Here is a 26,525-nt window from a genome sequence, read left to right as displayed (position 1 = left end):
TGGGCCTCCACGATGCCGATGGCCTTGCCATGGGCGGGTGAAGCCGGGGCGATGGCCGTGTCCAGAACGTTCCGTCGCCCCGGCGGAGCGCCCGTTGTCACCGGCGTGGCGGTATCCTGCTGCCAGCGCCGTGTTTTCCTGATCCAACCGAGGTGGAGGTGCCGATGTACCAGGTGATCCTGTTGAAGAGTGAATCCGCGTTCGCACGCGAACAGTGGCCGCAGGTCGATGACCTGGTCGACTACGAAGGCGTGGCCTACAGCCTGCGTGCCGGCCCGCGCCAGCCGCTGCCGACCGACCACGACTGGCACCCGGTGGCGGTATATGCGCCCGATGAGATTACCGAGGAAGAGTTCCAGGACTGGTACGCGCTGCAGCAGCCGGCCGTGGAAGAGCTGCGCCTGAAGTACTGATGCGCGACGCTGGCGGGGGCGCCCATCCGGCCTTGACCGGCTCTGCCGTATAGTCGCGCGCAGGCGCGGTGGTCCGCGCGAACCGGTGTGGCTGGCTTGTCTTCTTTCCTGCGATCGATCCGTGCACGGGGCCCTTGGCTGGCCCTGCTGCTGTGCAGCGCCTTCCTGCTGTCCGCGCCGGTGCTGGCGCAGGATGATGAGCCCACGCCGAAGCAGCAGCTGGCAGGTATCGATGCAAAGCTGAAGGAGGTCGACCGCAAGCGTGGTGATGCGGCCGCCATCGAGACGCTGGCGATGCTGTCCGAGAATGCCTCGCAGGCGCGGCGGGATGCTGAGGCACTGGAAAAGGAGCTGCAGCCACAGCTGGTTCGCCTCGACGAACAACTGGCGCAGCTGGGCACACCTGCCGAAGGCACCACCGAGCCGCCCGAACTGGCGGCGCAACGGCGCAGCATCAACAAACAACGCGACGGACTGGCCGCGTCGGTAGCGCAGGCCAAGACCAGTGCCGTGCGCGCCCAGCAGCTGGCGACCGACATCGACCAGCAGCGCGCCGCGCAACGTACCGAAGAACTGGGGCAGAAGGTTGCCTCGCCGTTGTCGCCCGCGCTGTGGAGCAAGGTTGCCGAGCGCCTGCCGATCGATATCGCACGCGTCGCGCCGTTGGCCGAGCAGGGGCGCGATACGTTCGTCGCCGGCATCCGGGCCAACGGCTGGGGCACGCCGTTGCTGGGCCTGCTGGCTGCACTGGTCATGATGTTCCCGCTGCGGTTGTGGCTGCGCCGGCTGGGTCGCCGCTTTGCCGCGTCCGAGCGTGCGCCCGATGGCCGCCTGCGGCGCTCCGGCCTGGCCATGTGGCTGCTGCTGGTGGGCACGCTGCTGCCCGGCTATGCCGTGGTGGTGCTGATGGCGGCGCTGGATGCCATCAATGCGATTGCGCCGCGCCTGCAGGTGGTGGCCGACGGGCTGGAGACCGCAACGTTCCGCGCTGCGTTCATTGCGGCACTCAGCGCCTGCATGCTGGTTCCCAAGCGGCCGTCGTGGCGGTTGCTGAATCTGGATGACACCGCCGCGCTCAAGCTGCGCAAGTACGCGTGGGGCGCGGCGGCGCTGGCCTGGCTGAGCACGGTGCTGGTCGCCCTCGATCAGGCCACACGTACCAGCGACGTCACCACGGTGGCGCTGGATGGCCTGATTGCGCTGACCTACCTCGGCCTGATCATGGCCATGCTGGTGACCCTGGCGCGCCTGCATCGCCGGCAGACCGCCGAGGCCGAGGCCAAGCTGGAGGCGCAGGCCGATGGCGTGGGCGCGGCCACACCGGTGCGCCGCAGCAGCTGGCTGGTATTGGCACGCGTGGCGGGCAACGTCGCGGTAGTAGCGGCCATCATCGCCACCCTGCTGGGCTATCTGAACTTCGCCAAGTTCGTGAACCAGCAGCTGATCGGCGGCAGCATCGTGGTGCTGGCGGCGACGCTGCTGTTCAAATTCGTCGATGACCTGAGCACGTGGATGCTCAATGCCGACAGCAAGGTGGGCCAGACCATTCTGCTCAGCACCGGCCTGAGCGTATCGCGGCTGGAGCAGGCCGGCGTGCTGCTGTCGGCGGCGCTGCGTACCGTGGTCGTGCTGCTCACGCTGCTTGCCCTGGTGGCGCCGTTCGGCAACATCGGTGCGGTGGTGGAGCGATTCACTTCGCTGCTCACCACGGGCATTCCGTTGGGCGGAACCACCCTGAAGCCGATGCAGATCGTGTTGGCGGTTGTGGTGCTGCTGGCCGGCCTGGCGATCACCCAGCTGGTGCAGCGCTGGCTGACCGATACCTACCTGCCCAAGACCGAACTGGACCTGGGGGCGCGTAACTCGGTCAGTACCGTCGCCCGCTACGTTGGCATCATCCTCGCCGTGATCTGGGCGTTGACGGCGATGGGGCTGGAGCTGACCAAGCTGGCGCTGCTCGTCAGTGCGTTGTCAGTGGGTATTGGTTTCGGCCTGCAGGTGATCACACAGAACTTCGTCTCCGGCCTGATCCTGCTGGCCGAGCGTCCTGTGAAGATCGGCGACTGGGTGAAGCTGGGCGACCAGGAGGGCGACATCCGCCGCATCAGCCTGCGTTCGACCGAGATCCAGGTGGGCGACAAGTCCACCCTGATCGTGCCCAACTCCGAGCTGGTCACCAAGACCGTGCGCAACATGACGATGGGCAACAACCAGGGCCGCATCCAGATCCAGTTCGCGGTGCCGCCCAGCACCGATGTCGGCAACCTGCGGCAGGCGCTGCTGGATGCGTATACCGCACACACCAACGTGCTGAAGCAGCCGGCGCCGACGGTCTACATCGACAGCATTGCCGGTGGCCAGATCACCATCAACAGCTTCGCGTACGTGGCCAGCCCGCGGCAGGTCTACGCCACCCGCAGCGATCTGTACTTCAGCCTGCTGCAGATCCTGGCGGAGCGGAACATCCCGCTGTCGACCCCGACCGACATCCACATCACCCGCGATCCGCAGGAGTAGGGGTTTCTTTGCAGGGCTGCGCCCTGCACCCGCTACAAGCCGGAGCAAAGGCAACAGCAACGGCAACGGCAACGGCAAAAGCTGGTTTCCTGTGGGATGGCGGGGTGGGTCCGGTTGCGGGGGACGCCGTAAACCCCCAGGCCGGCCCAGCCGCTGGCGGCTGTGCGTTCGGGCGCTTGCGAAGCAGTGCTTCGCAAGCAAAGCGCCCTCACCCATGGGGGCTTGGCCGCGGCATCCATGCCGCGGACACCCCCGCAACCGGACCCACCCCGCCTTCGACAGTTTGCTGCGGTCTGTCGGAAATGCTCTTGGGGTCAGATCCGTTTTCCGGAGGAAAACGGATCTGACCCCAGATTGATTTCCATATCTGACAGAAGTGTCAACCAAGGTCGACACCCACCGACAGACGCAGGAATCTGTCAGAGGTGGGGCGGTGTCGGAGTGCGGGGTGTCAGCCGCATGGATGCGGCTGTCAAGCCTACAGGGACGTACTTGCGGCGTCCCCGCACTCCGGCACCACCCCACCAAACCACGGAATGCCCGCTGTTGCCGTTGCTGTTGCTTCGGCTGTTGCTTCGGCAGGTGCAGGGCGCAGCCCTGCAAAGAAACCCCTACCCTCGTGGTCGGCTGCGGGATGGCACCAGTGCGAATGTGTCCACCGCCAGCTTCTCGGCGTGGTTCAACCACGCGCGGATCTCCAGATCATCCACTTCGTGATCCAGCCCGAACGACACGTTGATCTTGCCGTTGGCATCGGGCTGCACCCACTGCTGCGCCAGTACCACCTTGCGCTGCGAGGACACCGCCTCGATCCAGAAACCACGATCCGGGCGCGTGCTCGCAACCAGCTGCAGCATGTACTGGCCGGCACGGGTACGGCGCCCCTTCTGGGTGATCATGTGTGCCTGGCGCACGCTCGGGCGCGGGCCCTGGAATGCGTCCAGTGGTGCATCCACCGCGATGCCCCCGCGCAGGTCGTTGTCGCGGTACAGCTTGATGCCGTTGTCGCGGTTGACCAGCAGGGCGCACCAGTCACCATCGGCCGAGCCATCCTCGAATGCGGTGCAACGGTCGACGTAGGCCAGCGTGTTGTCCGGGTTGGCATCATCGAACTGGCGCGAGGTGTTTTCCAGATACACCGACTTCAACCCCCAGTCCTTGTCGTACTCCAGCAACACCGGTGGCTGCACGTGCTGCAGGCCGACCACCACCTGGTCATCGCCATCGATCTTCAGCTCGCGGGTCGGTTCGCCCAGCCACAGCGAACGGGCGAAGGCGAGGTACTGCGGGTAATCGCGGCCACCATCGCGCTGGGTGGCCACGCTGGCGCTGGGCGCGCGCTGGGTATCGATCAGTGAACGCCCGAAGCCCATCGTCTTCAGGTTCGGGTCCAGCAGGCTGAGCAGGGTCGCACCCGAATCCAGCGTGGTGCCGGCGTCGGCGCTGAGCTGCTGCGGGGCAATGTCATCACCCAGGAACAGCAGCAGGTTCTCGCGCTTCTGCCGGGTCAGGATATGGGTCAGATCGTTGGGCATCGCCAGGTGGTCGGAAGCGATGACGATCAGCGTGTCCTTGCCGTACGGGCTGGCCTGGATGCGTTCGACGAGCTGCGAGATCAGGCGGTCGCTGCACTTGAGCGCGTTGAGCATGTTGATGTTGCCGTACTGGCTCTGGTAGCGCTCGCCCTTGCACGACACCGGCAGATGACCGGCCGGGTGGTGGGTGTCCATGGTCAGCGTGGTCAGCATGAACGGCGAACCGGCGCGCGAGAGCTGCTCGAAGCGCTGGTAGGCGGTATCCAGCAGCACGTCATCGTGCACGCCCCACGCCGAGTAGTGGATGCGGCCGATCTTCTTCTGCTGCTTGAACCATGCCAGATCATGGACTTCATCAAAGCCGTGGCTGGCCAGGAACTGGCCCTTGCCGGCGAACTGGCCGTTTGCACCGCCCAGGTAATGATTGGTGTAGCCCTGCTGCTTCAGGTAGTCGCCCAGACACACGGCCTTGGGCAGGAAGCTGCCCATGCGATCCATGCTGTTCTCATCGCCCTGCGAGGTGGTCAGCGGCACGCCGCACATCGACGACACCAGGCCAGCGATGGTCCAGCCGCTACCCTCGGCGGAGGCAAGGCCGCGCACGTCCAGCGACTCGGAGGCCAAGCGGTTGAGGTTGGGCATCAGGCCCGGAAAAACGCTCTCGTCCAGATAGGTACGTTCCAGGCTTTCGCCGTAGATCCAGACGATGTTGCGCGGACGCTGCAGCGGCTGCGTCGGCACCTGGTACTCGGGGGCAATGCGGGCGAAGTCGACCGGACGCAGCTGCTGGTACAGGCGCTGGCCGTCGCGGGCCAGCGGGCTGATCATGATCGTGGCCACCCACACGGCCGCGAAACCGGCGAACAACGCGCCACCGTGGCCGGTCCGGCGCCAGCGCTTCACCCGCGTCGCGAACAGCGGCAGCAGCGAGACCAGCGCCAGCACGATGAAGCCGGCAATGTAGCCCTTGAAGTCGGAGACACCGGCGCCTTCCATATCGGCGCCGAGGTGATACAGGGTTGCAGCGTTGAGCCCATCACCGGACAACTTGTCGATCAGCCACCATGCGCTGAGCATGAGCAGCAGCAGCGAGAGCGAACCGGCCTTCCACCACACCCATTTGCCGGACGCGAGGAACAGCCAGCACAGCAGCAGGAACGACAACAACAGTATCCAGAGCATAGGCAGCTTCGGCAGTGACGGGATGTTGATGGACGTCGTACCGACGCGTGTCCATCCGACCGGCGCTGTCGCAAGCACATACACATGACAGGCCGATGACCCGATAGTGCATGCACGAACCTGACTGAAATGTTTGTTGAAAGAACGCGCGCGCAATCGCGCTCAGAAGGTAAAACGAGCGTGAAAGGGTTCGTTGGATTGCATTAAAAACCGCATGAATACGGATGTTTTCGTTGATGCGCTAGCGGTGCCCACGTTCTTCGCGTGCCCGCGCACGACGATCGAACAACAATGCACTGGTGACGATGCCAAGCCCGAGTACCACGCCGATCAGCAGCAGCACCAGCGCGATGAGCGGATAGCCGAACAGATGCCAGCCGGTGTCGATCTTCATCATCATCGCCGCGGCCATGATCAAGGCCGCACTGATGATGCCGGCGGCGACGCGGTTGGCGATCTTCTGCAGGTTCTCCATCAACCGCGATTCTTCCAGGCCGGTCACCTTCATCTGCAGGCGGTTCTCGGCCAGCAGCGCCATGATGTCCGACAGCTTGCGCGGTCCGTCGCGCAGCAGCTGCTGCAGCTCCATCGCCTCGCTGGCGAGGTTGGCGGCAGACAGCGATTTCTTCAGGCGTGCGCGCATCACGTGCTGCAGCTGGCGCTCGACGATGCGACGGGTATCCAGGTCCGGCGCCAGCAATCGGCATACGGTTTCCAGATTGAGCAGGGCCTTGCCGAGCAGGCTCAGCTCCGGCGGTGTGCGCAGGCCGCAGGCGGTGGCGATGCGCACCATGTCCAGCACCACGCGGCCTTCGGAGAAGCTGCCACTGGCGGCGTAGCGCGCGATCAGCTGACCGGTCTCGCGCAGGTAGCGCTCTTCGTCGAAGGCTTCCAGCCGCGTGCTGATGCTGATCAGGTCGTCGGCCACTTCCTCGCCGCGGCCATCGACCGCCGCGAACAGGATCTTCAGCAGGCGCTCGCGCAGGCGCGGCGGCATGTGCGCGACCATGCCCAGGTCGAAGATCGCCAGCCGTCCGTCGGGCATCACCCGCAGGTTGCCGGGATGCGGGTCGGCATGGATCTCGCCGTGCACGAAGATCTGGTCCAGGTAGCCGCGGATCAGCGCCGCGGCCAGTGGGTCCATCGATTGTTCGGTGCGGCGCACATCGGGAATCGCATCCACGCGCACGCCGGTGGCCAGTTCCATGGTCAGCACGCGCTGACTGCTGTAATCCCACAGCGGCTGCGGTATCCACAGTCGGCGGAACGGCCTGAGATGGCGGCCGAAACGGGCCAGGTTCTCGGCCTCGGCGTGGTAGTCCAGCTCCTGCATCAGGGTCTTGGCGAACTCGTTGAGCCAATCGCGCAGGCGCACCCGACGGCCGACCTGGGTCAGATGGTCCGCGGCCAGCGCGAAGCTGCGCAGTGCCTCCAGGTCCGAGCGCAGCTGCGCGGCGACCTCGGGTTTCTGCACCTTCACCGCTACCTGGCGGCCATCGTGCAGCACCGCGCGATGCACCTGCGCGATCGAGGCACAGCCCAGTGGCTCGGGATCGAACGCGGCGAACAGCTTGTTCACCGGCGCGCCCAGCTCCTGTTCGACGATGGCATGGATGCGAGCGACCGGAATCTCGGCCACCTTTTCCTGCATGCGCTCCAGCGCCGTAGCGAACTCCACCGGCACCATGTCCGGGCGCGTGGACAGCATCTGGCCCAGCTTGACGAAAGTCGGCCCCAGGGCTTCCAGATCGCTGACGAACTGCTCCGGGTTGCCATCGGCGGGCACGTCGGCCTGGTTGCTGGCGGCGTCCAGGTTCATGCCCGAGAACACACCCGAATGGCGATAGCGCATCAGCAGGCGCAGGATCTGGCTGCGCCGGTTCATGCCCTTGACCAGCGGAGGGTTGCCATTGGTGGTGGGCGGATTGCTCAAGCGGAACTCCTTGCAGACGACGGCCGGTAGCGCCGGGCCATGCCCGGCGGAACGGGATCACGCCCCAGTCTGGCCGGGGCGGGGTCGTCACGTGGTGAACCCGATATCTTCCGCAGTCCACGCCGGATCGGTCAGAATCCGCTCATTCCCTCACTTGGACGCCCCATGGCCGGTGCCAGCCTGTTTGCCCTGCTCGACGATATCGCCTCCCTGCTGGACGACGTCTCGGTCCTGACCAAGGTCGCGGCGAAGAAGACCGCCGGTGTGCTCGGCGACGACCTGGCGCTGAACGCGCAGCAGGTCACCGGGGTCAACGCCAACCGCGAACTGCCGGTGGTGTGGGCGGTGGCCAAGGGCTCGCTGGTCAACAAGGTGATCCTGGTACCGGCGGCACTGGCGATCAGCGCGCTGGAGGCGTGGCTGCACAGCCGTGGCTGGAACGTGCCGCTGATCGTGCCATTGATGATGATCGGCGGTGCCTTCCTCTGCTTCGAGGGCGTGGAGAAGCTGGCGCATCGCTTCCTGCATTCCTCCGACGACGATGCCGAGCGCCAGGCCGAGCGCCGCAAGGCGCTGGCCGATGCCGAGGTGGACATGGTGGCGTGGGAGAAGGACAAGGTAAAAGGTGCGATCCGCACCGACTTCATCCTCTCGGCCGAGATCATCGTGTTGACCCTGGGCGTGGTCGCCACCGCACCGTTCACCAACCAGGTGGTCACCCTGGCCGTGGTTGCACTGGCGATGACGGTCTTCGTCTATGGGCTGGTGGCGGGCATCGTCAAGCTTGATGATGTCGGCCTGTACCTGTCGCGCAAGGGCGGTGCCATTGCTGCCTTCGGCCGTGGCCTGGTGGCTTCGGCGCCGTGGCTGATGAAATTCCTGTCGGTGGCCGGGACCATCGCGATGTTCCTGGTCGGCGGCGGCATCCTGGTGCACAACGTGCCGGCACTGCACCACGCGGTGCAGGGGCTGGGCGGTGAAGGACAGTGGGGCTGGCTGATCAGCGCCGTGGCCAACATGGTGGTGGGCATCATCGCCGGCGCCATCGTGCTGGCGGCGGTGACCGGATTCCAGAAGCTGCGCGGGAAGTAAGCAACGGCCCTTTGTCCGGTAGAGGCCGACCTTGGTCGGCGCTTTGTTTCCCGCGTGTGCCAACCAAGGTTGGCACCTACCGAGGCAGTTTCCGGTGTACCGGGAAACTACCCTGCCTGCACCCGGTTCTTGCCCTGCCGCTTGGCCGCATACAGCGCGTCATCCGCGCGCCGCAGCAGCGCTTCGGTGTCATCGCCGGGCTGCCATTGCGCCAACCCGGCACTGAAGTGCACAGGCACGCGCTGGTCCTGCACGGTCAACACGCGGTGCGCCAGCGAGCGCTGCAGGCGTTGCACGGTGGCCATGCTGTCGGCACCCTGGGTTTCCGGCAGTACCAGCACGAACTCGTCGCCACCCAGCCGCGCGATGCCGTCGGTTGCCCGCAGCAGCAGCTTGCACACGGTCACCAGGTGCTGCAGCAGTGCATCGCCACCGGCATGGCCATGTGCATCGTTGGTCTGGTGGAAATCGTCCAGGTCGATCATCGCCACGCCCAGCGGTGAGTTGTTGCGCGCGGCGCGGGCCAGCTCACGCTGCAGCAGTTCGTCCAGGCCGCGGCGGTTCAGTGCCTGGGTCAGGGGATCGATGCGGGCCAGATCGCCGGCCGCGCGCAGTTCCTGCTCAAGCTCGGCGATGCGCTGCTCGGCACGTTCCACTTCCTGGCGCGCGCTGGCCAGATGATCGCGCGCCTGCGCGGCCTGCTGCTGCACCTTGCCGGTATCGCGCATCACTTCCTGCAGCAGCTGGTTGAGGTCGGCGATGCTGCGTGCCTCGCGCAGCTGCAGTGCATAGCTGCCGATGCGGTCGTGGTACTCACCGGTGCTGGTGGCCATGCCATCCATGCGTTCGATGAACTCACCCATCAGCCCGCGCATCGCCGCCTTCGAATCGTCGATGCCCTGGCGCAGCAGGCCCTGCTTGTAGATCACTTCGCGCAGCTCGGCGCGGGTGCGCTCCACCGCTTCGGCTTCCAGCGGTCCGTCCAGCAGGTGGCGCACTGCGGCGATCTGGCCCTGAAGCCAGCTGCGGTCGTCCAGCAATTCGCTGACGTTCTCCAGCAGCAGCGCGAACAGCTCAAGCAGCAGCGCCTGCTGCTCCTGCCAGCTCTCGGCACGCACGCCGACCTGGTGGCCGAGTTCGCGCACGCCCTGTTCGATCGGTTCCAGTGCCGTACCCGGTTGCCACTGGCGCAACTGCATGGCCAGCGTCTGCGCCTGCTCGCGCAGGTCCGGATCGTGCTGCAGCAGGGCCACCACCGCGCCGCCCAGCAGCAACCGCAGCTGCTCGGACAGGCGCAGGCTTTCCGGCTGCCCGTCCGGCGAATGCTGTTCGATGGTTCGGATGTACTTGTCGATCAGCTGCCGCATCGCGCGCCCATAGCGCGGCCAATCGGCGCTGGCCTGCGCCGACTGTAGGCGGTCGCCCATATCGCCCAGTTCGCCGGGCAACGTGGCCATGCCATTGGCGAACGCGGCCAGCAGCGGTTCCGGTGCATCGGCCCCGGCGAACAGCTGCTGGAGGGCCACGCCACCGCCGCCCTGCAGCACCACGCGGTCTCCCAGCCCGTCATCCACCACCGCGCGCACGCGTGCCGGCGGCCCAAGGGCGGTACCGGGGGCAGGGCGGTGGTCGGGCTGGTCCGTCATGGAGCAAATCCTGGGGGCTGGCAGGGACTGGTTCCAGCATATCGGCGCGGCTGCCGACGGCTTGAACGGCTAGGATGGGCGACAGGATGCCGCAGTGGAGGTGGTGATGCGCGTGATGTTGCTGGGGGCGACCGGCCTGGTCGGCGGGCTGGCCCTGTCCAGGCTGCTGGACGACACGCGCTGCAGCGCCGTGATCGCGCCGACCCGCCGCCCGTTGGGCGCAGCCCACGGGAAGCTGGAGAACCCGGTGCTGGCCTTCGATGCGCTGCCCGCCGCAGCCGAATGGGCGCGCGTGGACGCGGTCATCTGCGCGCTCGGCAGCACCATCGCTCAGGCCGGCAGCCGCGAGGCCTTCCATCGCATCGACCATGACTACCCGCTGACGTTCGCCCGGCTGGCGCAGGCGCAGGGTGCGCAGACCTATGTGCTGAATTCCGCGGCTGGCGCCAACCCGCAGTCGTCGATCTTCTACAGCCGGGTGAAGGGCAAGCTGGAGCGTGACCTGCGTGCGCTGGGGTTCGCTTCGCTGACGCTGGTGCGCCCAGGGTTGATTGGTGGCGAGCGCAACGAGGTGCGCCGCGGCGAGCGTTTCGCATTGACGGTGCTGGGCGCTCTGGGGCCGGTGTTGCCACGGGCGTGGCGGATCAATCCGGCCAGCGAGATCGCCAAGGCGCTGGTCGAGTCCGCGCTGGCTCCGCAACCGGGTGAGCACGTGGTGGCATCGAGCGCGCTGGTCGGCTGATGTCGCGTGCGCTGCGCCTGACCCAGCTGTTGCAGCTGCTGCGCCGGCATCGGCGGCCGGTCACGGGGCAGGCGCCGATGCGCTGGGCATCAACCTGCGCACGCTGTACCGCGATATCGAGACGCTGCGTGAGCAGGGTGCCGACCTGCGCGGCGAGACTGGCGTTGGCTACCAGCTGGCACCGAGCGATACCCTGCCGCCGATGACCCTGCCACCCGCCGAGATCGATGCATTGGTGCTGGGCCTGCGCTGGGTTGCGGCGCGCACTGAGCCTGCGCTGGCCGAGGCCGCGCGTGATGCTTTGGCGCGTATCGCGCATGTGTTGCCTGCAGCACGGCGCGAAGCGCTGCGTGACAGCGGCCTGCGCGTGGGTCCCTCGCGTGCGGCGGCCAAGGTGCCCGCTGCGCGCCTGCAGGCTGTGCGTGAGGCAGTGGGTTCGCAGCAGCGCCTGAAGTTCGGCTACCAGGATGCACAGGGCCAGCGCAGCGAGCGCATTGTCTGGCCGTTCGCGCTGGGCTACTTCGATGAAGTGCCGATGCTGGCGGCGTGGTGTGAGAGCCGGGAGGACTTCCGTCATTTCCGCCTGGACCGCATCCGCCAGGTGCGCGCGCTGGAGGATCACTACCTCGTGCCTCGCGCCACGCTGCTGCGGCGCTGGCAGAAGGCGCAGGGCATCGCGCCCGACTGGCTGGATCGTTCGTAGCGTCGGGTTTGCCCGCCTGCTTCCGCGTTTCGTTTCCTGCTGCTGGTGGGATGGGTTGGTGGGCTTCGCTCTTTGCTCCTGGTAGATGTCGAGCTTGCTCGACCGCCTTTGATCTTCGCGAACAGCAGTCGAGCAAGCTCGACATCTACCAGAGCAACGGCAACAGCAGTCGAGCACGCTCGACGCTACTGACAGAATCTGTCAGCAGGGCCGTACCACCATGAACGCTCCCAACAACGGAGGTTCCCCATGTTCACGCCCAGCACCCTGCTGCAGTACGTGCGCGACGTCGCCACCAGCGCCACGTTCTACAGCGGCATCCTCGGCAAGCCACCGGTCGAGCAGTCGCCCGGCTTTGCCTTGTTCCTGCTCGGCGATGGTGCTGCGCTGGGCCTGTGGCAACGCGACGACGTGCAGCCGCCGGTGTCCGCACAGGCCGGTGCCGCCGAACTGGCGATGGTGGTCGCCAACCCGGAGGCCGTGCAGCAGATGCACGATGCGTGGCACGCACTCGGCGTGCAGATTCTGCAGACACCGGTGACCCTGGAATTCGGCCACACCTTCGTCGGTGCCGATCCGGATGGCCACCGCCTGCGTGTCTATAGCCGCGCCGAGGGCATGGTCGCGCGCGATTGATCGCCCGCATTGTGTAGATCCACGCCATGCGTGGAAGCAGGCACAAAAAAACGCCGGGCAGTGCCCGGCGTTTCTCCAATTCATGTGCCAACCAAGGTTGGCACCCACCCGATCAGCTGGCCAGCGCCAGGTCGTCCATCATCGCGCGCAGGAAGCGGGCCGCTTCGCCGCCGGTGGCCGCGCGGTGGTCGAAGGTGACCGACAGCGGGATCACCTTGTGCGCTTCCACGCCGCCCATCACCGGGGTCATCTGGTGGCGGGCACGGCCGGCACCGACGATGGCCACGCATGGCGGCACCACGACCGGGGTCGCGTAGCGGCCGGCGAACATGCCGAAGTTGGACAGCGAGATGGTGTAGCCGCTCAGTTCCGAGGCAGCGATCGAACGCGATTCCACCTGCTCGCGCAGGCGGTTGACGCCTTCGCGGATGCCGCGTGCATCGAGCATGTCGGCGTTGCGCAGGGCCGGCACGAACAGGCCGTCGTCGGTGTCCACGGCGATGCCGATGTCCACCTGCGCGTGCAGGGTGCGGGTCAGCGCTTCACCGTCGAACCAGGCGTTCATCGCCGGCACCTTCTGTGCGGCGACCACGATCGAACGCACCAGGCGCGCGGTGACGTCGTTGCCCGGCAGCCAGGCATGGATGTCGGCGTCGTCGTTCAGCGTGGTCGGCACGACCTTGCTGTGCGCATCGGCCATCACGCGGGCCATGTTGCGGCGCACGCCCTTCAGCGGTTCCGGCTGGCCCTTGGCGACCACGCCCGGCGGCTGGGTGCGCATCGGCTTGCCGGCGGCAGACAGCGGGGTGCGTGCTTCGCTCTGCACCGGGGCAGACACCTGCGCCGGGGCCGGCGCGGCGTAGGCGGCAGCAGCGGCCGGCGCCGGAGCGGCACCGATCTTTGCGCTGCTATCCGCAGCCGCCTGCTTGACGTCGGCCATGGTCACCGCGCCATCGGCGCCGGTGGCGCGTACGCGGGACAGGTCCACGCCCAGCTTGCGCGCGGTGGCACGCACGGCCGGTACGGCCTTGACGCCACCGACGGCCAGCGCCTGTTCGGCGTGCACGGCGTTGGAGCTCTGCATCGCGCCGACCACGGTACCGGCGTCATCACGTTCGGCGGCGGCGGGCTTGGCGGCTTCGGCGGCCACCGGTGCGGCAGCGGCCGGCAGCGGCGGCGGGGTCGGTGCAGCGGCAGGTGCGGCATGGCCGTGGCTGTGGCCGGTGTCCTGGCCATCGGCACGCTGCGGCAGGTTCGGGTCCAGCGCGAAGCTGGCCAGCACCGAACCGGTCGGGATGATGTCGCCGGCAGCGCCGGACAGCTTCAGCACCGTGCCGGAGAACGGCGAGGGCACTTCGACGACGGCCTTGGCGGTCTCCATCGAGACCAGCGGCTCGTCCAGCTTGATCACATCGCCTTCCTTGACGAACCACTCGACGATGGTCGCGTCCGGCAGGCCTTCGCCCAGGTCGGGCAGGTTGAAGTTCTTGGTCTGGCTCATTTGCAGTTCTCTTCCAGCAGTTCCAGTTCGCGGGCCGGCAGCCAACCCGTCGCGCCATTGGCGCGCTCGGACCACCACCACCCGCCGTGTTCGTGATGAAGCTTCACCATCTCGCCGTTTTCCACATCCAGCTCGCGGGCGTCGTAGTCGCACAGGGCTTCGGCGCGACCCTCGTCCAGCAGCTGCAACCAGGCGATGGGCGCCCATCCAGCGCGCCCATCGTTGGTGCGTACCCAGGCAAACGCCGGCCATTCCTCGTCACGTACACCTACTTCGACGATCTGGCCGGTGCGGAACCGGAGCGGGTTGGGATACTGGCTGCGGTAAGCCCCCAGGAGGCGGGCCCGCATGTCAGCCGGCCGCCACCGCGCGCTTGGCCGCAGCCACGATCCGCTCAACGCTCGGCAGGTACTTCATTTCCAGGCGGAACAGCGGAATGTGGGTGTCGTAGCCAGTGACGCGCTCGACCGGGGCCAGCAGGTCGTAGATCGATTCCTCGGCCAGGCGCGCGGCGATCTCGGCGCCGAAGCCCGCGGTCTTCGGGGCCTCCTGCACGATCACGCAGCGGCCGGTCTTGGCCACCGATTCGGCGATGGTGGCGAAATCCAGCGGACGCAGCGTGGCAACGTCGATGACTTCGGCGCTGATGCCTTCACCGGCCAGCTTGTCGGCCGCTTCCAGCGCTTCCTTCACCTGCGCGCCCCAGGTCACCAGGGTCACGTCGGTGCCGTCGCGCAGCACGAAGCAGACGTCCAGCGGCAAGGCTTCGCCGTCGTTGACGACCACTTCCTTGTACTGGCGGTAGATGCGCTTGGGCTCCATGTAGATGACCGGATCCGGCTCGCGGATCGCGGCCAGCAGCAGGCCGTAGGCACGCTGCGGCGACGACGGCAGCACCACGCGCAGGCCCGGCACGTTGGTGAAGATCGCCTCGTTGGCTTCGCTGTGGTGTTCCGGTGCGCGGATGCCACCGCCCCACGGCACGCGCAGCACCATCGGGCAGTGCAGGCGGCCACGCGTGCGGTAACGCAGGCGTGCGGCATGGCAGACGATATGGTCGACCATCGGGTACATGAAACCGTCGAACTGCGCTTCGGCCACCGGCTTCATGCCCTGTGCCGCCAGACCGATGGTCAGGCCGGCGATGGTGGTTTCATCCAGCGGGGTGTCGAGGATGCGCTCGGAGCCGAAGCGCTGCTGCAGGCCGGCGGTGGCGCGGAACACGCCGCCGTTGACGCCCACGTCCTCGCCCAGCACCAGCACCGAGGGGTCGTGCTCCAGCTCCCAGGCCAGTGCCTGGGTGATGGCTTCGATCAGGGTGATGGGGGTGGTGGTCATGCTCTGTTCTCCGCGCGCGACGGCGGCGCTGTCGGCGGCGTTGGTGTGCGCGCCGGGCGCGCCGTTCTTGATCTCATCCATGGCGCTGCTCCAGGGCGATCGCCTGGGCACGCTGGGCCAGCAGGTCCTGCGGCGGATCGGCGTAGAGGAAATCGAACATCGCCTCGACCGGCTGCACCGGCGTGTTGAGGTACAGGTTCACTTCCTCGTCCACGCGCGTGCCGCACTGGGCGACCCAAGCAGTTTCTTCTTCCTCGCTCCAGACGCCGGCGTTGATCAGGTACTTGCGCAGGCGCAGCATCGGCTCGCGCTGCCAGGCATCCTTCACTTCGGCGTCGTCGCGGTAGCGGCGCGCGTCATCGGCGGTGGTGTGGTCGGACAGGCGGTAGGTCATCAGTTCCAGCACGGTGCCACCATCGCCGGCCAGCGCACGTTCGCGCGCCTGCTCCATCGCCGCCAGCACTGCGATCAGGTCGTTGCCGTCCACCTGCAGGCAATGCAGGCCGCCGGCCAGGCCCTTCTGCGCCAGCGTCTCGGCACCGGTCTGGGCCGAACGCGGGACCGAGATGGCCCAGCCGTTGTTGACGATGCACAGGATCAGCGGCAGCTTGTAGGCGCCGGCCGAATTCAGTGCCGCGTAGAAGTCGGTCTTCGAGCTGCCGCCGTCGCCACACACGGCCACCGCGATCTGCGGTTCCTTGTTGAGCTTGAACTTCAGCGCGGCGCCTGCGGCATGCAGGCACTGGGTGGAAATCGGCACGCAGAACGGGAAGTCCTTGGCCGCGTTGCCGCCGTAGTCGTTGCCGCGTTCGTCGCCGCCCCAGTACATCAGCACGTCGTGCGGGCGCACGCCGCGCATGAACATCGCGCCATACTCGCGGTAGGACGGTGCGAACACGTCGTCCTTCTGCATCGCAGCGCCGATACCCACGTGCGCGGCTTCATGGCCCAGGCAGGCGGCATAGGTGCCGAGCTTGCCGGTGCGCTGCAGCGCGATGGATTTGCTGTCGAACGTACGTACGAACAGCATCTGCTTGAACAGCGGCACCAGGACCTTGGGGTCGCGCAGCGACGCGGGCAGGTCATCGCGGACGAGCGTGCCGTCCACGTCCAGGTACTGCAGGTATTCGATCTTGAATTCAGCGGCAACCGTCATTGCGTACTGCACCTTCGACAGAGAAGTTACAAATGATATGAATCGCCATGTTAAGGAACGCGTACGGAATAGCCTTCCTGCGGCGCAACACGGCGACGCCCTGTTTTACCCCTGCCGGCGGGTGGGGGGCCAATAACAACAACGTATTCAGTCGTTGCTGCAAAGCATCAGAATACGCCTCTGGCTGACTGCCCGTGCAACGGCCCGAACGGTTCCACGCGCAGCCCCCATATCAGGGGATGCTCCACGGGCGCCCGGACGCCCCGGTATGGACGCGGCGGCTGCCAGCATGGCGGCAACGCGCTACCCTTGCCGCCCCCGATCTGGTCCCGCCCATGTCCGTCGACAACAACCAACGCGATCTCGAAGCTGGCATCCACACCGATCTGCAGGGGCGGCTGACCTATGGCGGCTACCTGCGGCTGGACCAGCTGCTCAGTGCGCAGCAGCCGTTGTCCAACCCGCCGCACCACGACGAGATGCTCTTCATCATCCAGCACCAGACCTCGGAGCTGTGGCTGAAGCTGCTTGGCCACGAACTGCGTGCCGCGATCGGCTTCCTGCAGCGTGATGAAGTCTGGCAGTGCCGCAAGGTGCTGGCGCGCAGCAAGCAGGTGCTGCGCCAGCTGACCGAGCAGTGGTCGGTGCTGGAAACGCTGACCCCGTCCGAGTACATGGGCTTCCGCGACGTGCTGGGCCCGTCCTCGGGCTTCCAGTCGCTGCAGTACCGCTACATCGAGTTCCTGCTGGGCAACAAGAACGCGCAGATGCTGCAGGTGTTCGAGCACGACCCGGCCGGCCAGGCGCAGCTGCGCACCGCACTGGAAGCGCCCAGCCTGTACGAGGAATTCCTGAAGTACCTGACCCGTTTCGGCCACGCCGTCCCGGCGGTGTACGAGGCCCACGACTGGACCCAGCCGCATGTGGCCGACGACGCACTGCAGCCGGTCTTCGAACGCATCTACCAGGACACCGATCGCTACTGGCGCGAGTATTCGCTGTGCGAGGACCTGGTGGACCTGGAGACCGCGTTCCAGCTGTGGCGATTCCGACACATGCGCACCGTGATGCGGGTGATCGGCTTCAAGCGCGGCACTGGCGGCTCGTCCGGCGTCGGCTTCCTGGCCAAGGCGCTGGAACTGACCTTTTTCCCGGAACTGTTCCAGGTGCGCACCAGCCTGCAGGCCGCACCCCCGGCCGATCTGGCCTGACTCCCATTCAGCTTGGTTCCCGGCCGGCGGCTGGATCGTTTCAGATGCAAGTTCAGCGAGCAGGCCGGCACCTGCCTCAAACGGCGTGTATTTGACGTGAACGCCAGAAGTCGGTGATCCTCGCGCGTTGCTCCACTGCACATCGGACGTGCTCGTCATCCACCGAACCAGGAAATCCGCATGAGCTTGAACGCCACTGCGAACACCCCAGAGCCGGCCGTGCCGGACTTCAAGACCATGATGGGCCACCCGCGCCCGTTGTGGATGCTGTTCATGACCGAGTTCTGGGAACGCTTTGCGTTCTACGGCATCCGCTGGGCCTTGGTGCTGTACATCGTCGCCCAGTTCCGTGATGGCAGTGCCGCCGGTGAAGCCGACGCCAGTCGCATCTACGGTGCCTACCTGGCGCTGGTGTACGCCGCGGCGATCTTCGGTGGCTACGTGGCCGACCGGGTGTTGGGGTACCAGCGCTCGATCCTGACCGGTGCAGTCATCATGGCCGCCGGCCTGTTCATGATCTCGTTGCCGGAAGAGCATCTGTTCAAGCTCGGCCTGGCCACGATCATCGTCGGCAACGGCATGTTCAAGCCGAACATCTCGACCATGGTCGGCAAGCTGTACGGCCTGAAGGATGAGCGTCGCGATTCGGGCTTCACCATCTTCTACATGGGCATCAACATCGGCGCGATGATCGCCCCGGTGCTGACCGAGTACCTGGCCCGCAAGGTCTTCGGCACCTCGGAAATGCCGTCCTACAAGGTCGTGTTCATCGCCTCGGGCGTGGGCATGCTGATCTCGCTGGTGTGGTTCTACGTCGGACGTGCCGGCCTGAAGGGCATCGGTGCTCCGCCGGCCGGCGCTGAAGGCTTCGGCCGTGTCGTCATGGTGCTGGTGGGCTCGCTGTTCGCCATTCCGGTGGCCTACTTCCTGCTGGCCACCGGCGCCACCGCGCTGGCCTGGATCCTGGGCGTGATGTTCGCCGCGCTGGCCGTGCTGCTGCTGGTCGAGGGCATCCGCGAGGGCAAGGTGCAGCGCGACCGCGTGATCGCCATGCTGATCATCTTCGCCTTCAACGTGATGTTCTGGATGTTCTTCGAACAGGCCGGCAGCTCGTTCACCTTCCTGGCCGAGAACATCGTCAACCGCCAGATGGGTGAGTGGACCTTCCCGACCGCCTGGTTCCAGTCGGTCAACTCGGTGGCCATCATCACCCTGGCGCCGATCATCGCCTGGATCTGGGTGGCCCTGGGCCGCGCCAATCCGTCGATTCCGCGCAAGTTCGGCCTCGGCCTGCTGTTCAACGGCGCCGCCTTCGCCCTGCTGATGTATGCGCTGTCGCAGATGGTGGTGGACGGCAAGATCCCGTTCTGGACCCTGTTCATGGTCTACGTCATCCAGTCCGTCGGTGAGCTGTGCCTGTCGCCGATCGGCCTGTCGATGGTGACCAAGCTGGCCCCGGTGCGCCTGGTCGGCTTCGGCATGGGTGGCTGGTTCCTGTCCACCGGCATCGGCAACAACCTGTCGGGCATCTTCGCCGGCGTTGTCAGTGGTGAAGGTGGCATGACGGTCGAGTCGGCACTGAAGGGGTATACCTTCGGGTTCTGGGCCCTGATCGGCTCTGGCGTGGTGCTGTTCCTGGTCGCCCCGCTGATCAACAAGCTGATGCACGGCGTCAAATGATGATGAGAGGGTAGAAGGCATGCGTAGCAAGCTCGGTACTGCGGTAGTGGTGGTCTGTGCGGCGCTGATCGGCGCCTGTTCCCAACCGCAACCGCCTGCCGTCGCCGAGCCTACGCAGCCCCTGGATACCCGACCCACCGAGCCACCGGTCGCTGACCCCAGCGAACCGGTGGCCTCGGGCAACACCCCGGTGGCGGCGGACATCGCCGCCATCGCAGGGCTCGGTGCTCAGTTCGACCCGGCCCGCGACCCGGCCAATGACCTGGCCACCGCCAAGGTGGAAGCCCAGCGTGGCAAGAAGCGCATCCTGCTCGAGGTCGGTAACGCCGCCTGCGAGCGCTGCCATGCGTTGGACGAACTGGTGGAAGGCAATGGCGACCTGCGCCGCTTCCGCGATGCCCACTACGTGTGGGTGAAGATCAACGCCAGTGACGAACAGCCCAACACCGCCTTCTTCGCACAGTTCCCGATGATGGAACGCGACTACCCGTATCTGCTGGTGCTCGATGCCGATGGTGGACTGCTGGTATCGCAGGCGACTGGTGAGCTGCGCAAGGGCGGAACTTTCCAGCCCGCGCGCGTGACCGCGTTCCTCAAGCAGTGGGCACCTGACCGGTAGTGCCGGCCGCTGGCCGGCAACCTCGCTGGGTGCCGCCTGCTGGTCAGCATGCTCTGATGGCTGCCAACCGCGGGCCAGCAACCTCGGTGGGTGCCGACCGTTGGTCGGCACAGAAGTGCATCCACGCAGGGCGTGGATCTATTGCGCGCGCCGTCACACTCTCCGAATCGGTGTCTCAATTTCACTGAGTGCACGCCGCTACCGGCAAGGACTTCAGTCGACGCCCCGTCGATGCAACCTACCGGAACGCCCATGCACAGCGACCACGCCGAACGATTGCCCGAACCTGCCAGCGCATTGGCCGAGGGCGGAGCAGATGAGGGCGTGACCCTGCCCCCGCAGGAGGCGCTGCTGGATGACGCGGGTACCGGCGGGGATACCGTTGAACTGGCACCGCCGCGTCACCGCCTGCCGCAGATCGCGCTGCCCGACAACGTGGTGCTGAAGGGTGCGGTGCAGAAACTGGTCGAGCAGAAATCACGGCTCGATGCGTTGGCCGCCGAAGGCCAGCTGGCCGGGCTGCTGCCGCCGGAATGGCAGGGCCATGGCGTGCGTGCCATCGAACTGTCCACCTTCATCCAGGGCGTACTGCCGTTCCTGCAGCCGGGCGAACGTGGCGAAACCGCGCCCGCACGCCTGCCGGTGCGCCATGTGCTGGGCGATGACAGCCGCTGGGGCCTGGACGATGTCTCCGAACCGAAATCGCTGGCCTGGTACCTGGCCAGTGATGAGCGCGCCACTGCCGGCAGCAAGGATGTGGCCGAGGCCTATCTGGTGGGTGCACTCGGCCTGGCGTGGATGCAGGAAGGGCGCAGCCGTCCTGGATTCCTGCGCGCGATGGGCCAGGACAGCCTGGCGGCGCGGGTGACCATGCTCGGCTACCCACCAGCCGGGGAGCTGGCGCTGTACAGCGTCACCGCCCACGGCCAGCCACAGATCTGGTGCGTGCATGGCCGGCGCCGCATGCGCCCGTTGGTGGCGCCGTGGCTGAGCGTGCCGCTGCTGACCGCCTACGGCGTGCCGGCACCGGTGGCGTGGCCGTCCAGTTTCCCGCCGGTGGAGGCCGTGGCCGAGCTGCTGGCGACCGCACGCCAGGGGCGCGCGCTGCCGGAAGTGGACCTGGGCAAGGTGGTGGCGAAGATCGCCGAGGATGCAGCGTCCGATGCCTGGCAACCGGTCAGCCTGCTGCAGCTCAACACCTGGTCGCCGCGCTGGCACTTCTTCCTGGGCACCTTCGTCGGCCTGCCGTCGCTGCTGCTGGTGGCCGCGGCGCTGGCGCTGCCAGGGGCGGTCGAAGCGGCCACGGTTGCGGCTTCGCTGGGCTTCGCCGGTGGCGCCATCGCCGCGCTCGCAGTGCCGTGGATCCATGCACGGCGCAAGCATCTGAGCTGAGGCGTGGGTGCAGTGGAACTACAGAGGGCTGGGCGGCAGGTTCTCCATCTGTTGCCGGGCCCGCTCCATGGCGGTCTGCAATCTCTGCTTGAGGACCTCACGAGAGGGCAGGGTGGTCAGGTATTCCGCAACATGGATGCCTGAGCGGTCCAGCTCCAGCAATTCGATCTGGCCCGCCTTCTTCCCTGTGCAGAGGATGATGCCCAACGGCGCTTGCTCACCGTCCTCACGTTCATGGCGGTCCAACCAGCGCAGATAGAGCTCCATCTGTCCTTTGTACGCAGGCTTGAACTCGCCGATCTTCAGCTCGATGGCAATCAGCCTACGCAGGCGGCGGTTGTAGAACAGCAGGTCCAGATGGAAGTCATCGCCGTCGATCTGGATGCGCTTCTGGCGAGCGACGAAACTGAAGCCCGTGCCAAGTTCGAGCAGGAAGCCCTGCATCTCGCGAAGGATCGCGCTTTCCAGGTCCTGCTCGTCCAAGCTGTCCTTCAGGCCAAGAAAATCCAGTACGTAGGGATCACGCAGTACCAGCCCTGGAGACAGCTGCTGGTTGCCGCGGAGTGCCGCCAACTCATCGGCGATGGTCTGCTCGGGCTGACTGGAAAGCGCGGTGCGCTCATACAGCATCGAATCGATGCGCTGGCGTAGCGTGCGCACGCTCCAGCCCTCGGTGCCGGCCATCTGTGCATAGAAATCGCGCTTGAGCGGATCCGCAAGCGGGATCAGCGCGATGAAGTGGGTCCAGCTCAATTGTCGTATCAGCGATACGACAATCTGCTCGTCTGCAAATGCGATGGAGAACTGCACCATCCGGCGCAGGCTCTTCTCACCGAAGGACGTGCCGAACTCGGCAGACAGTGCCTTTGCGATCCGGGTGAAGAGAAGCTCTCCGTAGCGGGCCCGTTGCCCAGCCATCTGATCCACATGGATGCGGCGGCCTATTCGCCAGTACAGCAGGGTCAGCTCGGCGTTGATGGTCCTGTGCATCCTGTTGCGCGCCGTGCAGATCAGCTCCCTGAGATCGGCCAGCAATTCCTGGCCATGCGGCAGCGTTGAAGGCGTGTCATCCATGAGGGAGTCCGTCCGATGTGGATCCATGGCCGGGCTGATACCCGTTGAACGCTTACCGTCAGGCCGCTCACACGGACAGTCCAATAGGAGAACTCACTGGATCAGCCCGTTTCGATACACCAGCCTCGCGGAAACGGGCGGAATCGGGCCAATGCGGAAATGTCGGCGGGCGAGGGCGACACCCGAGGACGGGATCTGCGGGAAGTGAATGCGTTCGATGGCCTCGCTTGCGTCCCGCCCACGGCCCGCCAAAGAGCGGGTCGCGTCAGAACAAAGGGGGCGGACGACAATCGCCCAGCCACTGTTCCGCTACCGACCAGGGTCGACATCCGCGACCTGGGGCACAAAACGACTTGATCCCCTCCGTCCCCTTTTTCTTTCAGACCCCTTCGCCCATCCGCTCCAGGCCGTCGCCGGCCAGGCGCAGGATCAGCTTCTCCAGCACCTGCTCTTCCTCGTCGCTCAGCACCGACATCAGCTTGCGGGTGATCTCGATCACCATTGGCGCGATGGTCTCGTACACCTCGAAGCCGGCCGCCGACAGCGCCAGCACCGAGCGACGGCGGTCGTCGCCATGGGTCTCGCGCTTGATGAAGCCACGCTCCAGCAGGCGGGCCACGGCGCGGCTGACTGCCACCTTGTCCATCGCCGTGCGGTCGGAGACCTCGCTGGCCGAGGAACCCGGGTACAGCGCCAGGATGGTGATCACCCGCCACTCGGGGATCGCCAGACCGTAACGATCGCCGTATAGCTTGGCGATGTTGCCGCTGACCCGGTTGGACAGCACGCTCAGCCGGTACGGCAGGAACTGTTCCAGGTCGAGCAGGACGTGCGAGGAACGCAGGCGGGTCGAAACGGGATCGGCGGGGCTCATGTTGCGGTGCACCTTGCTGGTGGTTTCAAGTGTAACTATAAGGGGTAGGTCCAGACCCTGCATTCTCGCCGGGTCCCTACCTGCCCGCACCTGGTTTGTACCGATGCGGTACCGATTCGGAGCCACGCCATGAATACCGCAGTCCCGACCGCCTCGCACCCCAACCCCGGCATGCAGGTCACCACCTTCGAGAACCCGATGGGCATCGACGGCTTCGAGTTCGTCGAATTCGCCGCCCCGGCCGGCCGTGGCCAGGAGCTGCATGAGTACTTCCGGAAGATGGGCTTCAGCGCGGTGCTCAAGCACAAGCAGCGTCCGATTACCGTCTATCGCCAGGGCGACGTCAACTTCCTGGTCAATGAAGACCCCGATTCGTTCGCCGCCGACTTCGCCGAGAAGCACGGTCCGTGCGCCTGCGGCTTCGCCATCCGCTTCAAGAAGCCGGGCCAGGAGGTCTACCAGACCGCACTGGGCAACGGTGCCGAGGCGATCGCCTTCAAGCCGGACAGCAAGGCGGTCAATGCCCCCGTCATCAAGGGCATCGGCGACTGCATGCTGTACCTGGTCGACCGCTATGGCAGCGCCGGCAGCATTTTCGATGGCGACTACGAGCTGATCGCCGGCGCCGAACTGCGCCCGAAGGGCTTCGGCTTGACCTTCATCGACCACCTGACCCACAACCTGTACTTCGGCAACATGCAGCAGTGGTCGGACTACTACGAACGCCTGTTCAACTTCCGCGAGATCCGCTACTTCGACATCAAGGGCCTGAAGACCGGCCTGGTGTCCAAGGCGATGACCGCGCCGGACGGCATCGTGCGCATTCCGCTGAACGAGTCGTCCGACCCGAAGAGCCAGATCAACGAGTACCTAGACGCGTACAAGGGCGAGGGCATCCAGCACATCGCCTGCTTCACCGAGAACATCTACGAGACCGTCGAAGCGATGCGCGCGCAGGGCGTGGACTTCCTCGACACGCCGGAGACCTACTTCGACGTGATCGACCAGCGCGTGCCGAACCACGGTGAAGACGTGGCACGCCTGGCCAAGAACAAGATCCTGATCGATGCCGATCCGGAAACCCACCAGCGCAAGCTGCTGCAGATCTTCACCCAGAACTGCATCGGCCCGATCTTCTTCGAGATCATCCAGCGCAAGGGCAACGAAGGCTTTGGCGAAGGCAACTTCACCGCGCTGTTCGAAAGCATCGAGCGCGACCAGATCCGCCGCGGCGTGCTGTAACGTTCCGGGAGGCGCCGGGCCAGTCCCGGCGCCTGCTCATCTGTAGAGCCGAGCCATGCTCGGCTGCTTTCCGTTCCGGTCCCGCCGTACCCAGGAGCCCCCATGTCCCCCGCCATCACCGCCCGCGGCTACCAGTCCGGCTTCGGCAACGAATTCGCCACCGAGGCCGTCGCCGGCGCGCTGCCGGTCGGGCAGAACTCGCCGCAGAAGGTGGCCCACGGCCTGTACGCCGAGCAGTTGACCGGCACCGCGTTCACCGCGCCGCGTGGCAGCAATCGCCGCAGCTGGCTGTACCGGATCCGCCCGGCGGTAACCCATGGTGAGTTCACCCCGTTCGCGCAGTCGCAGCTGCAGTGCGATTTCGCTGCGCAGCCGGCGTCGCCGAACCAGCTGCGCTGGAGCCCGTTGCCGCTGCCGGAGCTGCCGACCGACTTTGTCGAAGGTCTGTATACGATGGGTGGCAACGGCTCGCCGGATGCGCATGCCGGTGTGGGTATCCACCTCTACGCCGCCAACCGCGACATGGTCGGCCGCTATTTCTACGATGCCGATGGCGAACTGCTGATCGTGCCGCAGCTGGGCGCGCTGCGCCTGTTGACCGAGCTGGGCGTGATCGAGATCGAGCCGCAGCAGATCGCGGTGATCCCGCGTGGCGTGCGGTTCCGCGTCGAACTGCCCGATGGCCCGAGCCGCGGCTACATCTGCGAGAACTACGGTGCGCTGCTGAAGCTGCCTGACCTCGGCCCGATCGGCTCCAATGGCCTGGCCAACCCGCGCGACTTCGAAACTCCGCACGCGGCGTTCGAGGATGTTGACGGTGATTTCGAGCTGATCGCCAAGTTCGAGGGCCGCCTGTGGCGCGCGCCGATCGACCATTCGCCGCTGGACGTGGTGGCCTGGCACGGCAACTACGCGCCGTACCGCTACGACCTGCGCCGCTTCAACACCATCGGCTCGATCAGCCATGACCATCCGGACCCGTCGATCTTCCTGGTGCTGCACTCGCCCAGCGACACGCCGGGGACCAGCAACATGGACTTCGCGATCTTCCCACCGCGCTGGCTGGTAGCACAGAACACCTTCCGTCCGCCGTGGTTCCACCGCAACATCGCCAGCGAGTTCATGGGCCTGGTGCATGGCGCCTACGACGCCAAGGCCGAAGGCTTCGTGCCCGGCGGCGCCTCGCTGCACAACTGCATGAGCGGCCACGGCCCGGATGCGCCGACCTTCGACAAGGCCTCCAACGCGGACCTGTCCAAGCCGGACGTGATCAAGGACACGATGGCCTTCATGTTCGAGACCCGCGCGGTGATCCGCCCGACCGCGCAGGCCTTGGCTGCCGGCCATCGGCAGGGCGATTACCAGCAGTGCTGGAACGGCCTGCGTAACAACTACCGCTGACCCGAAAAAGGGACGGAGGGGATTAAGTCGCAATCGGCACACGTGTGCTGATTGCGACTTAATCCCCTCCGTCCCCTTTTCTTCAGGCGGCCTCCGCGAACGCGTCGCAATGCTCCAGCGGCAGCGCCTCCAGCAGGCGTTGCCGCACGCGCTGGCAGTAGCCGTCCGAGGTCAGCCCGGGCAGCATCTGCATCGCCGACTGCAGCCGCTGCAACACCTCGTCTTCCGCACGCGCCTGCTGCAGGTCGCGGAACAGTGCTGCCGCCTGCGGGTGGCGCTGCATCTCCAGGATGCCCAGCACATAGATGCGCGCGGCCACCAGCGAGCGGCGGCGTTCGACCGGTGTGGCCGCAGGCGGCAACGGCGCCGGTGCGGCAGCGACGGATCCAGCGGCCGGCCCGGGGGAGGGGACAGGTGCGGCCGGCCCTGTACTCAGATACCCCGCCTGCACCAGCTGGATGACCATCGCAGGTGCGTCCTGGCCGAGCATGCCGGTCAGGTCGGCAATGGTGCGCTGGCCGTCGCACAGGATCAGCAGCCGGCGCTGGCGCATGTCCAGCGGCGCGCGGTGGGCCTGCAGCGCAGTTCGGGCGAGATCGGTCTTGCGCGGTTGCATGGAAGGGACGGCCAAGTCGGTG

21 protein-coding genes and 1 pseudogene are annotated in these 26,525 nt (G+C 66.3%); 12 read left to right on the top strand and 10 right to left on the bottom strand.

All coding sequences use genetic code 11. The features are described from left to right. Nucleotides 1-164: 164 nt before the first annotated feature. Together AC0Z6F_RS13585 and AC0Z6F_RS13580 are read left to right on the top strand one after the other, a co-directional pair. Complete coding sequence (locus AC0Z6F_RS13585; RefSeq protein WP_049422925.1) at nt 165-413, top strand: hypothetical protein; 249 nt, start codon at nt 165-167, stop codon at nt 411-413. A gap of 87 nt (nt 414-500) precedes the next feature. Beyond that, the gene (locus tag AC0Z6F_RS13580; protein WP_485617471.1) at nt 501-2,930 is read left to right on the top strand and encodes a DUF3772 domain-containing protein; all 2,430 of its coding nucleotides are present in this window, start codon (nt 501-503) and stop codon (nt 2,928-2,930) included. Between the two features lie 611 nt (nt 2,931-3,541). On the opposite strand, the gene AC0Z6F_RS13575 is transcribed toward AC0Z6F_RS13580, so the two are convergent. Then, complete coding sequence (locus AC0Z6F_RS13575) at nt 3,542-5,647, bottom strand: phosphoglycerol transferase I (RefSeq protein ID WP_012512340.1); 2,106 nt, start codon at nt 5,645-5,647, stop codon at nt 3,542-3,544. A 241-nt stretch (nt 5,648-5,888) separates the two neighbouring features. Next, nucleotides 5,889-7,580, bottom strand: a complete 1,692-nt coding sequence (locus tag AC0Z6F_RS13570) for an ABC1 kinase family protein (protein WP_012512339.1) — start codon at nt 7,578-7,580, stop codon at nt 5,889-5,891. Between the two features lie 165 nt (nt 7,581-7,745). Here AC0Z6F_RS13570 and AC0Z6F_RS13565 point away from each other — a divergent pair, with 165 nt between their 5' ends. Then, the gene (locus AC0Z6F_RS13565) at nt 7,746-8,672 is read left to right on the top strand and encodes a DUF808 domain-containing protein (protein ID WP_012512338.1); all 927 of its coding nucleotides are present in this window, start codon (nt 7,746-7,748) and stop codon (nt 8,670-8,672) included. A 107-nt stretch (nt 8,673-8,779) separates the two neighbouring features. Here AC0Z6F_RS13565 and AC0Z6F_RS13560 read toward each other — a convergent pair whose 3' ends face one another. Further along, on the bottom strand, nt 8,780-10,318 hold the full coding sequence (locus AC0Z6F_RS13560) for a GGDEF domain-containing protein (RefSeq protein ID WP_006360671.1): 1,539 nt from the start codon (nt 10,316-10,318) through the stop codon (nt 8,780-8,782). 106 nt (nt 10,319-10,424) lie between these two features. On the opposite strand from AC0Z6F_RS13560, the gene AC0Z6F_RS13555 reads away from it, so the two are divergent. The 3 genes and pseudogenes from AC0Z6F_RS13555 to AC0Z6F_RS13545 all read left to right on the top strand — a co-directional run bounded on the left by AC0Z6F_RS13555 (nt 10,425) and on the right by AC0Z6F_RS13545 (nt 12,399). Then, nucleotides 10,425-11,060 (top strand): Rossmann-fold NAD(P)-binding domain-containing protein, encoded by a 636-nt coding sequence (locus AC0Z6F_RS13555; protein ID WP_485617475.1) that lies wholly within the window; start codon nt 10,425-10,427, stop codon nt 11,058-11,060. Then, a pseudogene (locus tag AC0Z6F_RS13550) lies at nt 11,060-11,763 on the top strand (helix-turn-helix transcriptional regulator). Before AC0Z6F_RS13555 ends, AC0Z6F_RS13550 begins: the two are co-directional and overlap by 1 nt. A gap of 249 nt (nt 11,764-12,012) precedes the next feature. Beyond that, the gene (locus AC0Z6F_RS13545) at nt 12,013-12,399 is read left to right on the top strand and encodes a VOC family protein (protein WP_065723607.1); all 387 of its coding nucleotides are present in this window, start codon (nt 12,013-12,015) and stop codon (nt 12,397-12,399) included. 112 nt (nt 12,400-12,511) lie between these two features. Here AC0Z6F_RS13545 and AC0Z6F_RS13540 read toward each other — a convergent pair whose 3' ends face one another. From AC0Z6F_RS13540 to pdhA, 4 genes are read right to left on the bottom strand one after another with little or no spacing between them, the layout of a single operon-like run. After that, nucleotides 12,512-13,900, bottom strand: a complete 1,389-nt coding sequence (locus AC0Z6F_RS13540) for a dihydrolipoamide acetyltransferase family protein (RefSeq protein WP_485617476.1) — start codon at nt 13,898-13,900, stop codon at nt 12,512-12,514. After that, a complete protein-coding gene (locus AC0Z6F_RS13535) occupies nt 13,897-14,250 on the bottom strand; it encodes an SH3 domain-containing protein (protein ID WP_032973473.1) in 354 nt (117 codons plus the stop codon). The genes AC0Z6F_RS13540 and AC0Z6F_RS13535 overlap by 4 nt, the downstream gene beginning before the upstream one ends. Before the next feature lies 1 nt (nt 14,251). After that, entirely contained in the window at nt 14,252-15,319 is a 1,068-nt protein-coding gene (locus AC0Z6F_RS13530) for an alpha-ketoacid dehydrogenase subunit beta (protein WP_006474353.1), read from the bottom strand. After that, nucleotides 15,312-16,394 carry a pyruvate dehydrogenase (acetyl-transferring) E1 component subunit alpha gene (pdhA, locus tag AC0Z6F_RS13525; protein ID WP_065723605.1) on the bottom strand — a complete coding sequence of 361 codons (1,083 nt, stop codon included), beginning with the start codon at nt 16,392-16,394 and terminating at the stop codon, nt 15,312-15,314. The genes AC0Z6F_RS13530 and pdhA overlap by 8 nt, the downstream gene beginning before the upstream one ends. A 335-nt stretch (nt 16,395-16,729) precedes the next feature. Here pdhA and AC0Z6F_RS13520 point away from each other — a divergent pair, with 335 nt between their 5' ends. The 4 genes from AC0Z6F_RS13520 to AC0Z6F_RS13505 all read left to right on the top strand — a co-directional run bounded on the left by AC0Z6F_RS13520 (nt 16,730) and on the right by AC0Z6F_RS13505 (nt 21,296). Further along, nucleotides 16,730-17,605, top strand: coding sequence for a tryptophan 2,3-dioxygenase (locus AC0Z6F_RS13520; RefSeq protein WP_012512331.1), 876 nt, complete (start codon nt 16,730-16,732; stop codon nt 17,603-17,605). A 180-nt stretch (nt 17,606-17,785) separates the two neighbouring features. Next, nucleotides 17,786-19,285 carry a peptide MFS transporter gene (locus AC0Z6F_RS13515; protein ID WP_006399302.1) on the top strand — a complete coding sequence of 500 codons (1,500 nt, stop codon included), beginning with the start codon at nt 17,786-17,788 and terminating at the stop codon, nt 19,283-19,285. A gap of 19 nt (nt 19,286-19,304) precedes the next feature. Further along, nucleotides 19,305-19,904: a thioredoxin family protein gene (locus tag AC0Z6F_RS13510; protein ID WP_485617478.1), complete on the top strand. Its 600-nt coding sequence runs from the start codon at nt 19,305-19,307 to the stop codon at nt 19,902-19,904. Between the two features lie 252 nt (nt 19,905-20,156). Next, nucleotides 20,157-21,296 (top strand): hypothetical protein, encoded by a 1,140-nt coding sequence (locus tag AC0Z6F_RS13505; protein WP_012512329.1) that lies wholly within the window; start codon nt 20,157-20,159, stop codon nt 21,294-21,296. Nucleotides 21,297-21,314: 18 nt separating this feature from the next. On the opposite strand, the gene AC0Z6F_RS13500 is transcribed toward AC0Z6F_RS13505, so the two are convergent. Both AC0Z6F_RS13500 and AC0Z6F_RS13495 read right to left on the bottom strand, forming a co-directional pair. Next, entirely contained in the window at nt 21,315-22,370 is a 1,056-nt protein-coding gene (locus AC0Z6F_RS13500; RefSeq protein WP_032973448.1) for a PDDEXK nuclease domain-containing protein, read from the bottom strand. A gap of 379 nt (nt 22,371-22,749) precedes the next feature. Beyond that, the gene (locus AC0Z6F_RS13495; protein ID WP_006399184.1) at nt 22,750-23,307 is read right to left on the bottom strand and encodes a MarR family winged helix-turn-helix transcriptional regulator; all 558 of its coding nucleotides are present in this window, start codon (nt 23,305-23,307) and stop codon (nt 22,750-22,752) included. A gap of 66 nt (nt 23,308-23,373) precedes the next feature. Here AC0Z6F_RS13495 and hppD point away from each other — a divergent pair, with 66 nt between their 5' ends. Together hppD and hmgA are read left to right on the top strand one after the other, a co-directional pair. Beyond that, entirely contained in the window at nt 23,374-24,486 is a 1,113-nt protein-coding gene (hppD, locus tag AC0Z6F_RS13490; protein ID WP_006399182.1) for a 4-hydroxyphenylpyruvate dioxygenase, read from the top strand. A gap of 102 nt (nt 24,487-24,588) precedes the next feature. Then, a complete protein-coding gene (hmgA, locus tag AC0Z6F_RS13485; RefSeq protein WP_012512325.1) occupies nt 24,589-25,887 on the top strand; it encodes a homogentisate 1,2-dioxygenase in 1,299 nt (432 codons plus the stop codon). An 82-nt stretch (nt 25,888-25,969) separates the two neighbouring features. On the opposite strand, the gene AC0Z6F_RS13480 is transcribed toward hmgA, so the two are convergent. Continuing rightward, nucleotides 25,970-26,503 (bottom strand): hypothetical protein, encoded by a 534-nt coding sequence (locus tag AC0Z6F_RS13480; protein ID WP_197585098.1) that lies wholly within the window; start codon nt 26,501-26,503, stop codon nt 25,970-25,972. Nucleotides 26,504-26,525 lie beyond the last annotated feature (22 nt).

Source organism: Stenotrophomonas sp. 1L-E-5-B-C3 (assembly GCF_057292075.1).
This window is presented reverse-complemented; position numbering and strand designations above follow the sequence as displayed.

What these genes read in the sequence shown, in the direction of transcription:
- AC0Z6F_RS13585 (WP_049422925.1), top strand. Translation starts at nt 165, where the DNA reads ATGTACCAGGTGATCCTGTTGAAGAGTGAATCCGCGTTCGCACGCGAA.
- AC0Z6F_RS13575 (WP_012512340.1), bottom strand. Translation starts at nt 5,647, where the DNA reads ATGCTCTGGATACTGTTGTTGTCGTTCCTGCTGCTGTGCTGGCTGTTC.
- AC0Z6F_RS13565 (WP_012512338.1), top strand. Translation starts at nt 7,746, where the DNA reads ATGGCCGGTGCCAGCCTGTTTGCCCTGCTCGACGATATCGCCTCCCTG.
- AC0Z6F_RS13560 (WP_006360671.1), bottom strand. Translation starts at nt 10,318, where the DNA reads ATGACGGACCAGCCCGACCACCGCCCTGCCCCCGGTACCGCCCTTGGG.
- AC0Z6F_RS13555 (WP_485617475.1), top strand. Translation starts at nt 10,425, where the DNA reads ATGCGCGTGATGTTGCTGGGGGCGACCGGCCTGGTCGGCGGGCTGGCC.
- AC0Z6F_RS13545 (WP_065723607.1), top strand. Translation starts at nt 12,013, where the DNA reads ATGTTCACGCCCAGCACCCTGCTGCAGTACGTGCGCGACGTCGCCACC.
- AC0Z6F_RS13540 (WP_485617476.1), bottom strand. Translation starts at nt 13,900, where the DNA reads ATGAGCCAGACCAAGAACTTCAACCTGCCCGACCTGGGCGAAGGCCTG.
- AC0Z6F_RS13535 (WP_032973473.1), bottom strand. Translation starts at nt 14,250, where the DNA reads ATGCGGGCCCGCCTCCTGGGGGCTTACCGCAGCCAGTATCCCAACCCG.
- AC0Z6F_RS13530 (WP_006474353.1), bottom strand. Translation starts at nt 15,319, where the DNA reads ATGGATGAGATCAAGAACGGCGCGCCCGGCGCGCACACCAACGCCGCC.
- pdhA (WP_065723605.1), bottom strand. Translation starts at nt 16,394, where the DNA reads ATGACGGTTGCCGCTGAATTCAAGATCGAATACCTGCAGTACCTGGAC.
- AC0Z6F_RS13520 (WP_012512331.1), top strand. Translation starts at nt 16,730, where the DNA reads ATGTCCGTCGACAACAACCAACGCGATCTCGAAGCTGGCATCCACACC.
- AC0Z6F_RS13515 (WP_006399302.1), top strand. Translation starts at nt 17,786, where the DNA reads ATGAGCTTGAACGCCACTGCGAACACCCCAGAGCCGGCCGTGCCGGAC.
- AC0Z6F_RS13510 (WP_485617478.1), top strand. Translation starts at nt 19,305, where the DNA reads ATGCGTAGCAAGCTCGGTACTGCGGTAGTGGTGGTCTGTGCGGCGCTG.
- AC0Z6F_RS13505 (WP_012512329.1), top strand. Translation starts at nt 20,157, where the DNA reads ATGCACAGCGACCACGCCGAACGATTGCCCGAACCTGCCAGCGCATTG.
- AC0Z6F_RS13500 (WP_032973448.1), bottom strand. Translation starts at nt 22,370, where the DNA reads ATGGATGACACGCCTTCAACGCTGCCGCATGGCCAGGAATTGCTGGCC.
- AC0Z6F_RS13495 (WP_006399184.1), bottom strand. Translation starts at nt 23,307, where the DNA reads ATGCAGGGTCTGGACCTACCCCTTATAGTTACACTTGAAACCACCAGC.
- hppD (WP_006399182.1), top strand. Translation starts at nt 23,374, where the DNA reads ATGAATACCGCAGTCCCGACCGCCTCGCACCCCAACCCCGGCATGCAG.
- hmgA (WP_012512325.1), top strand. Translation starts at nt 24,589, where the DNA reads ATGTCCCCCGCCATCACCGCCCGCGGCTACCAGTCCGGCTTCGGCAAC.
- AC0Z6F_RS13480 (WP_197585098.1), bottom strand. Translation starts at nt 26,503, where the DNA reads ATGCAACCGCGCAAGACCGATCTCGCCCGAACTGCGCTGCAGGCCCAC.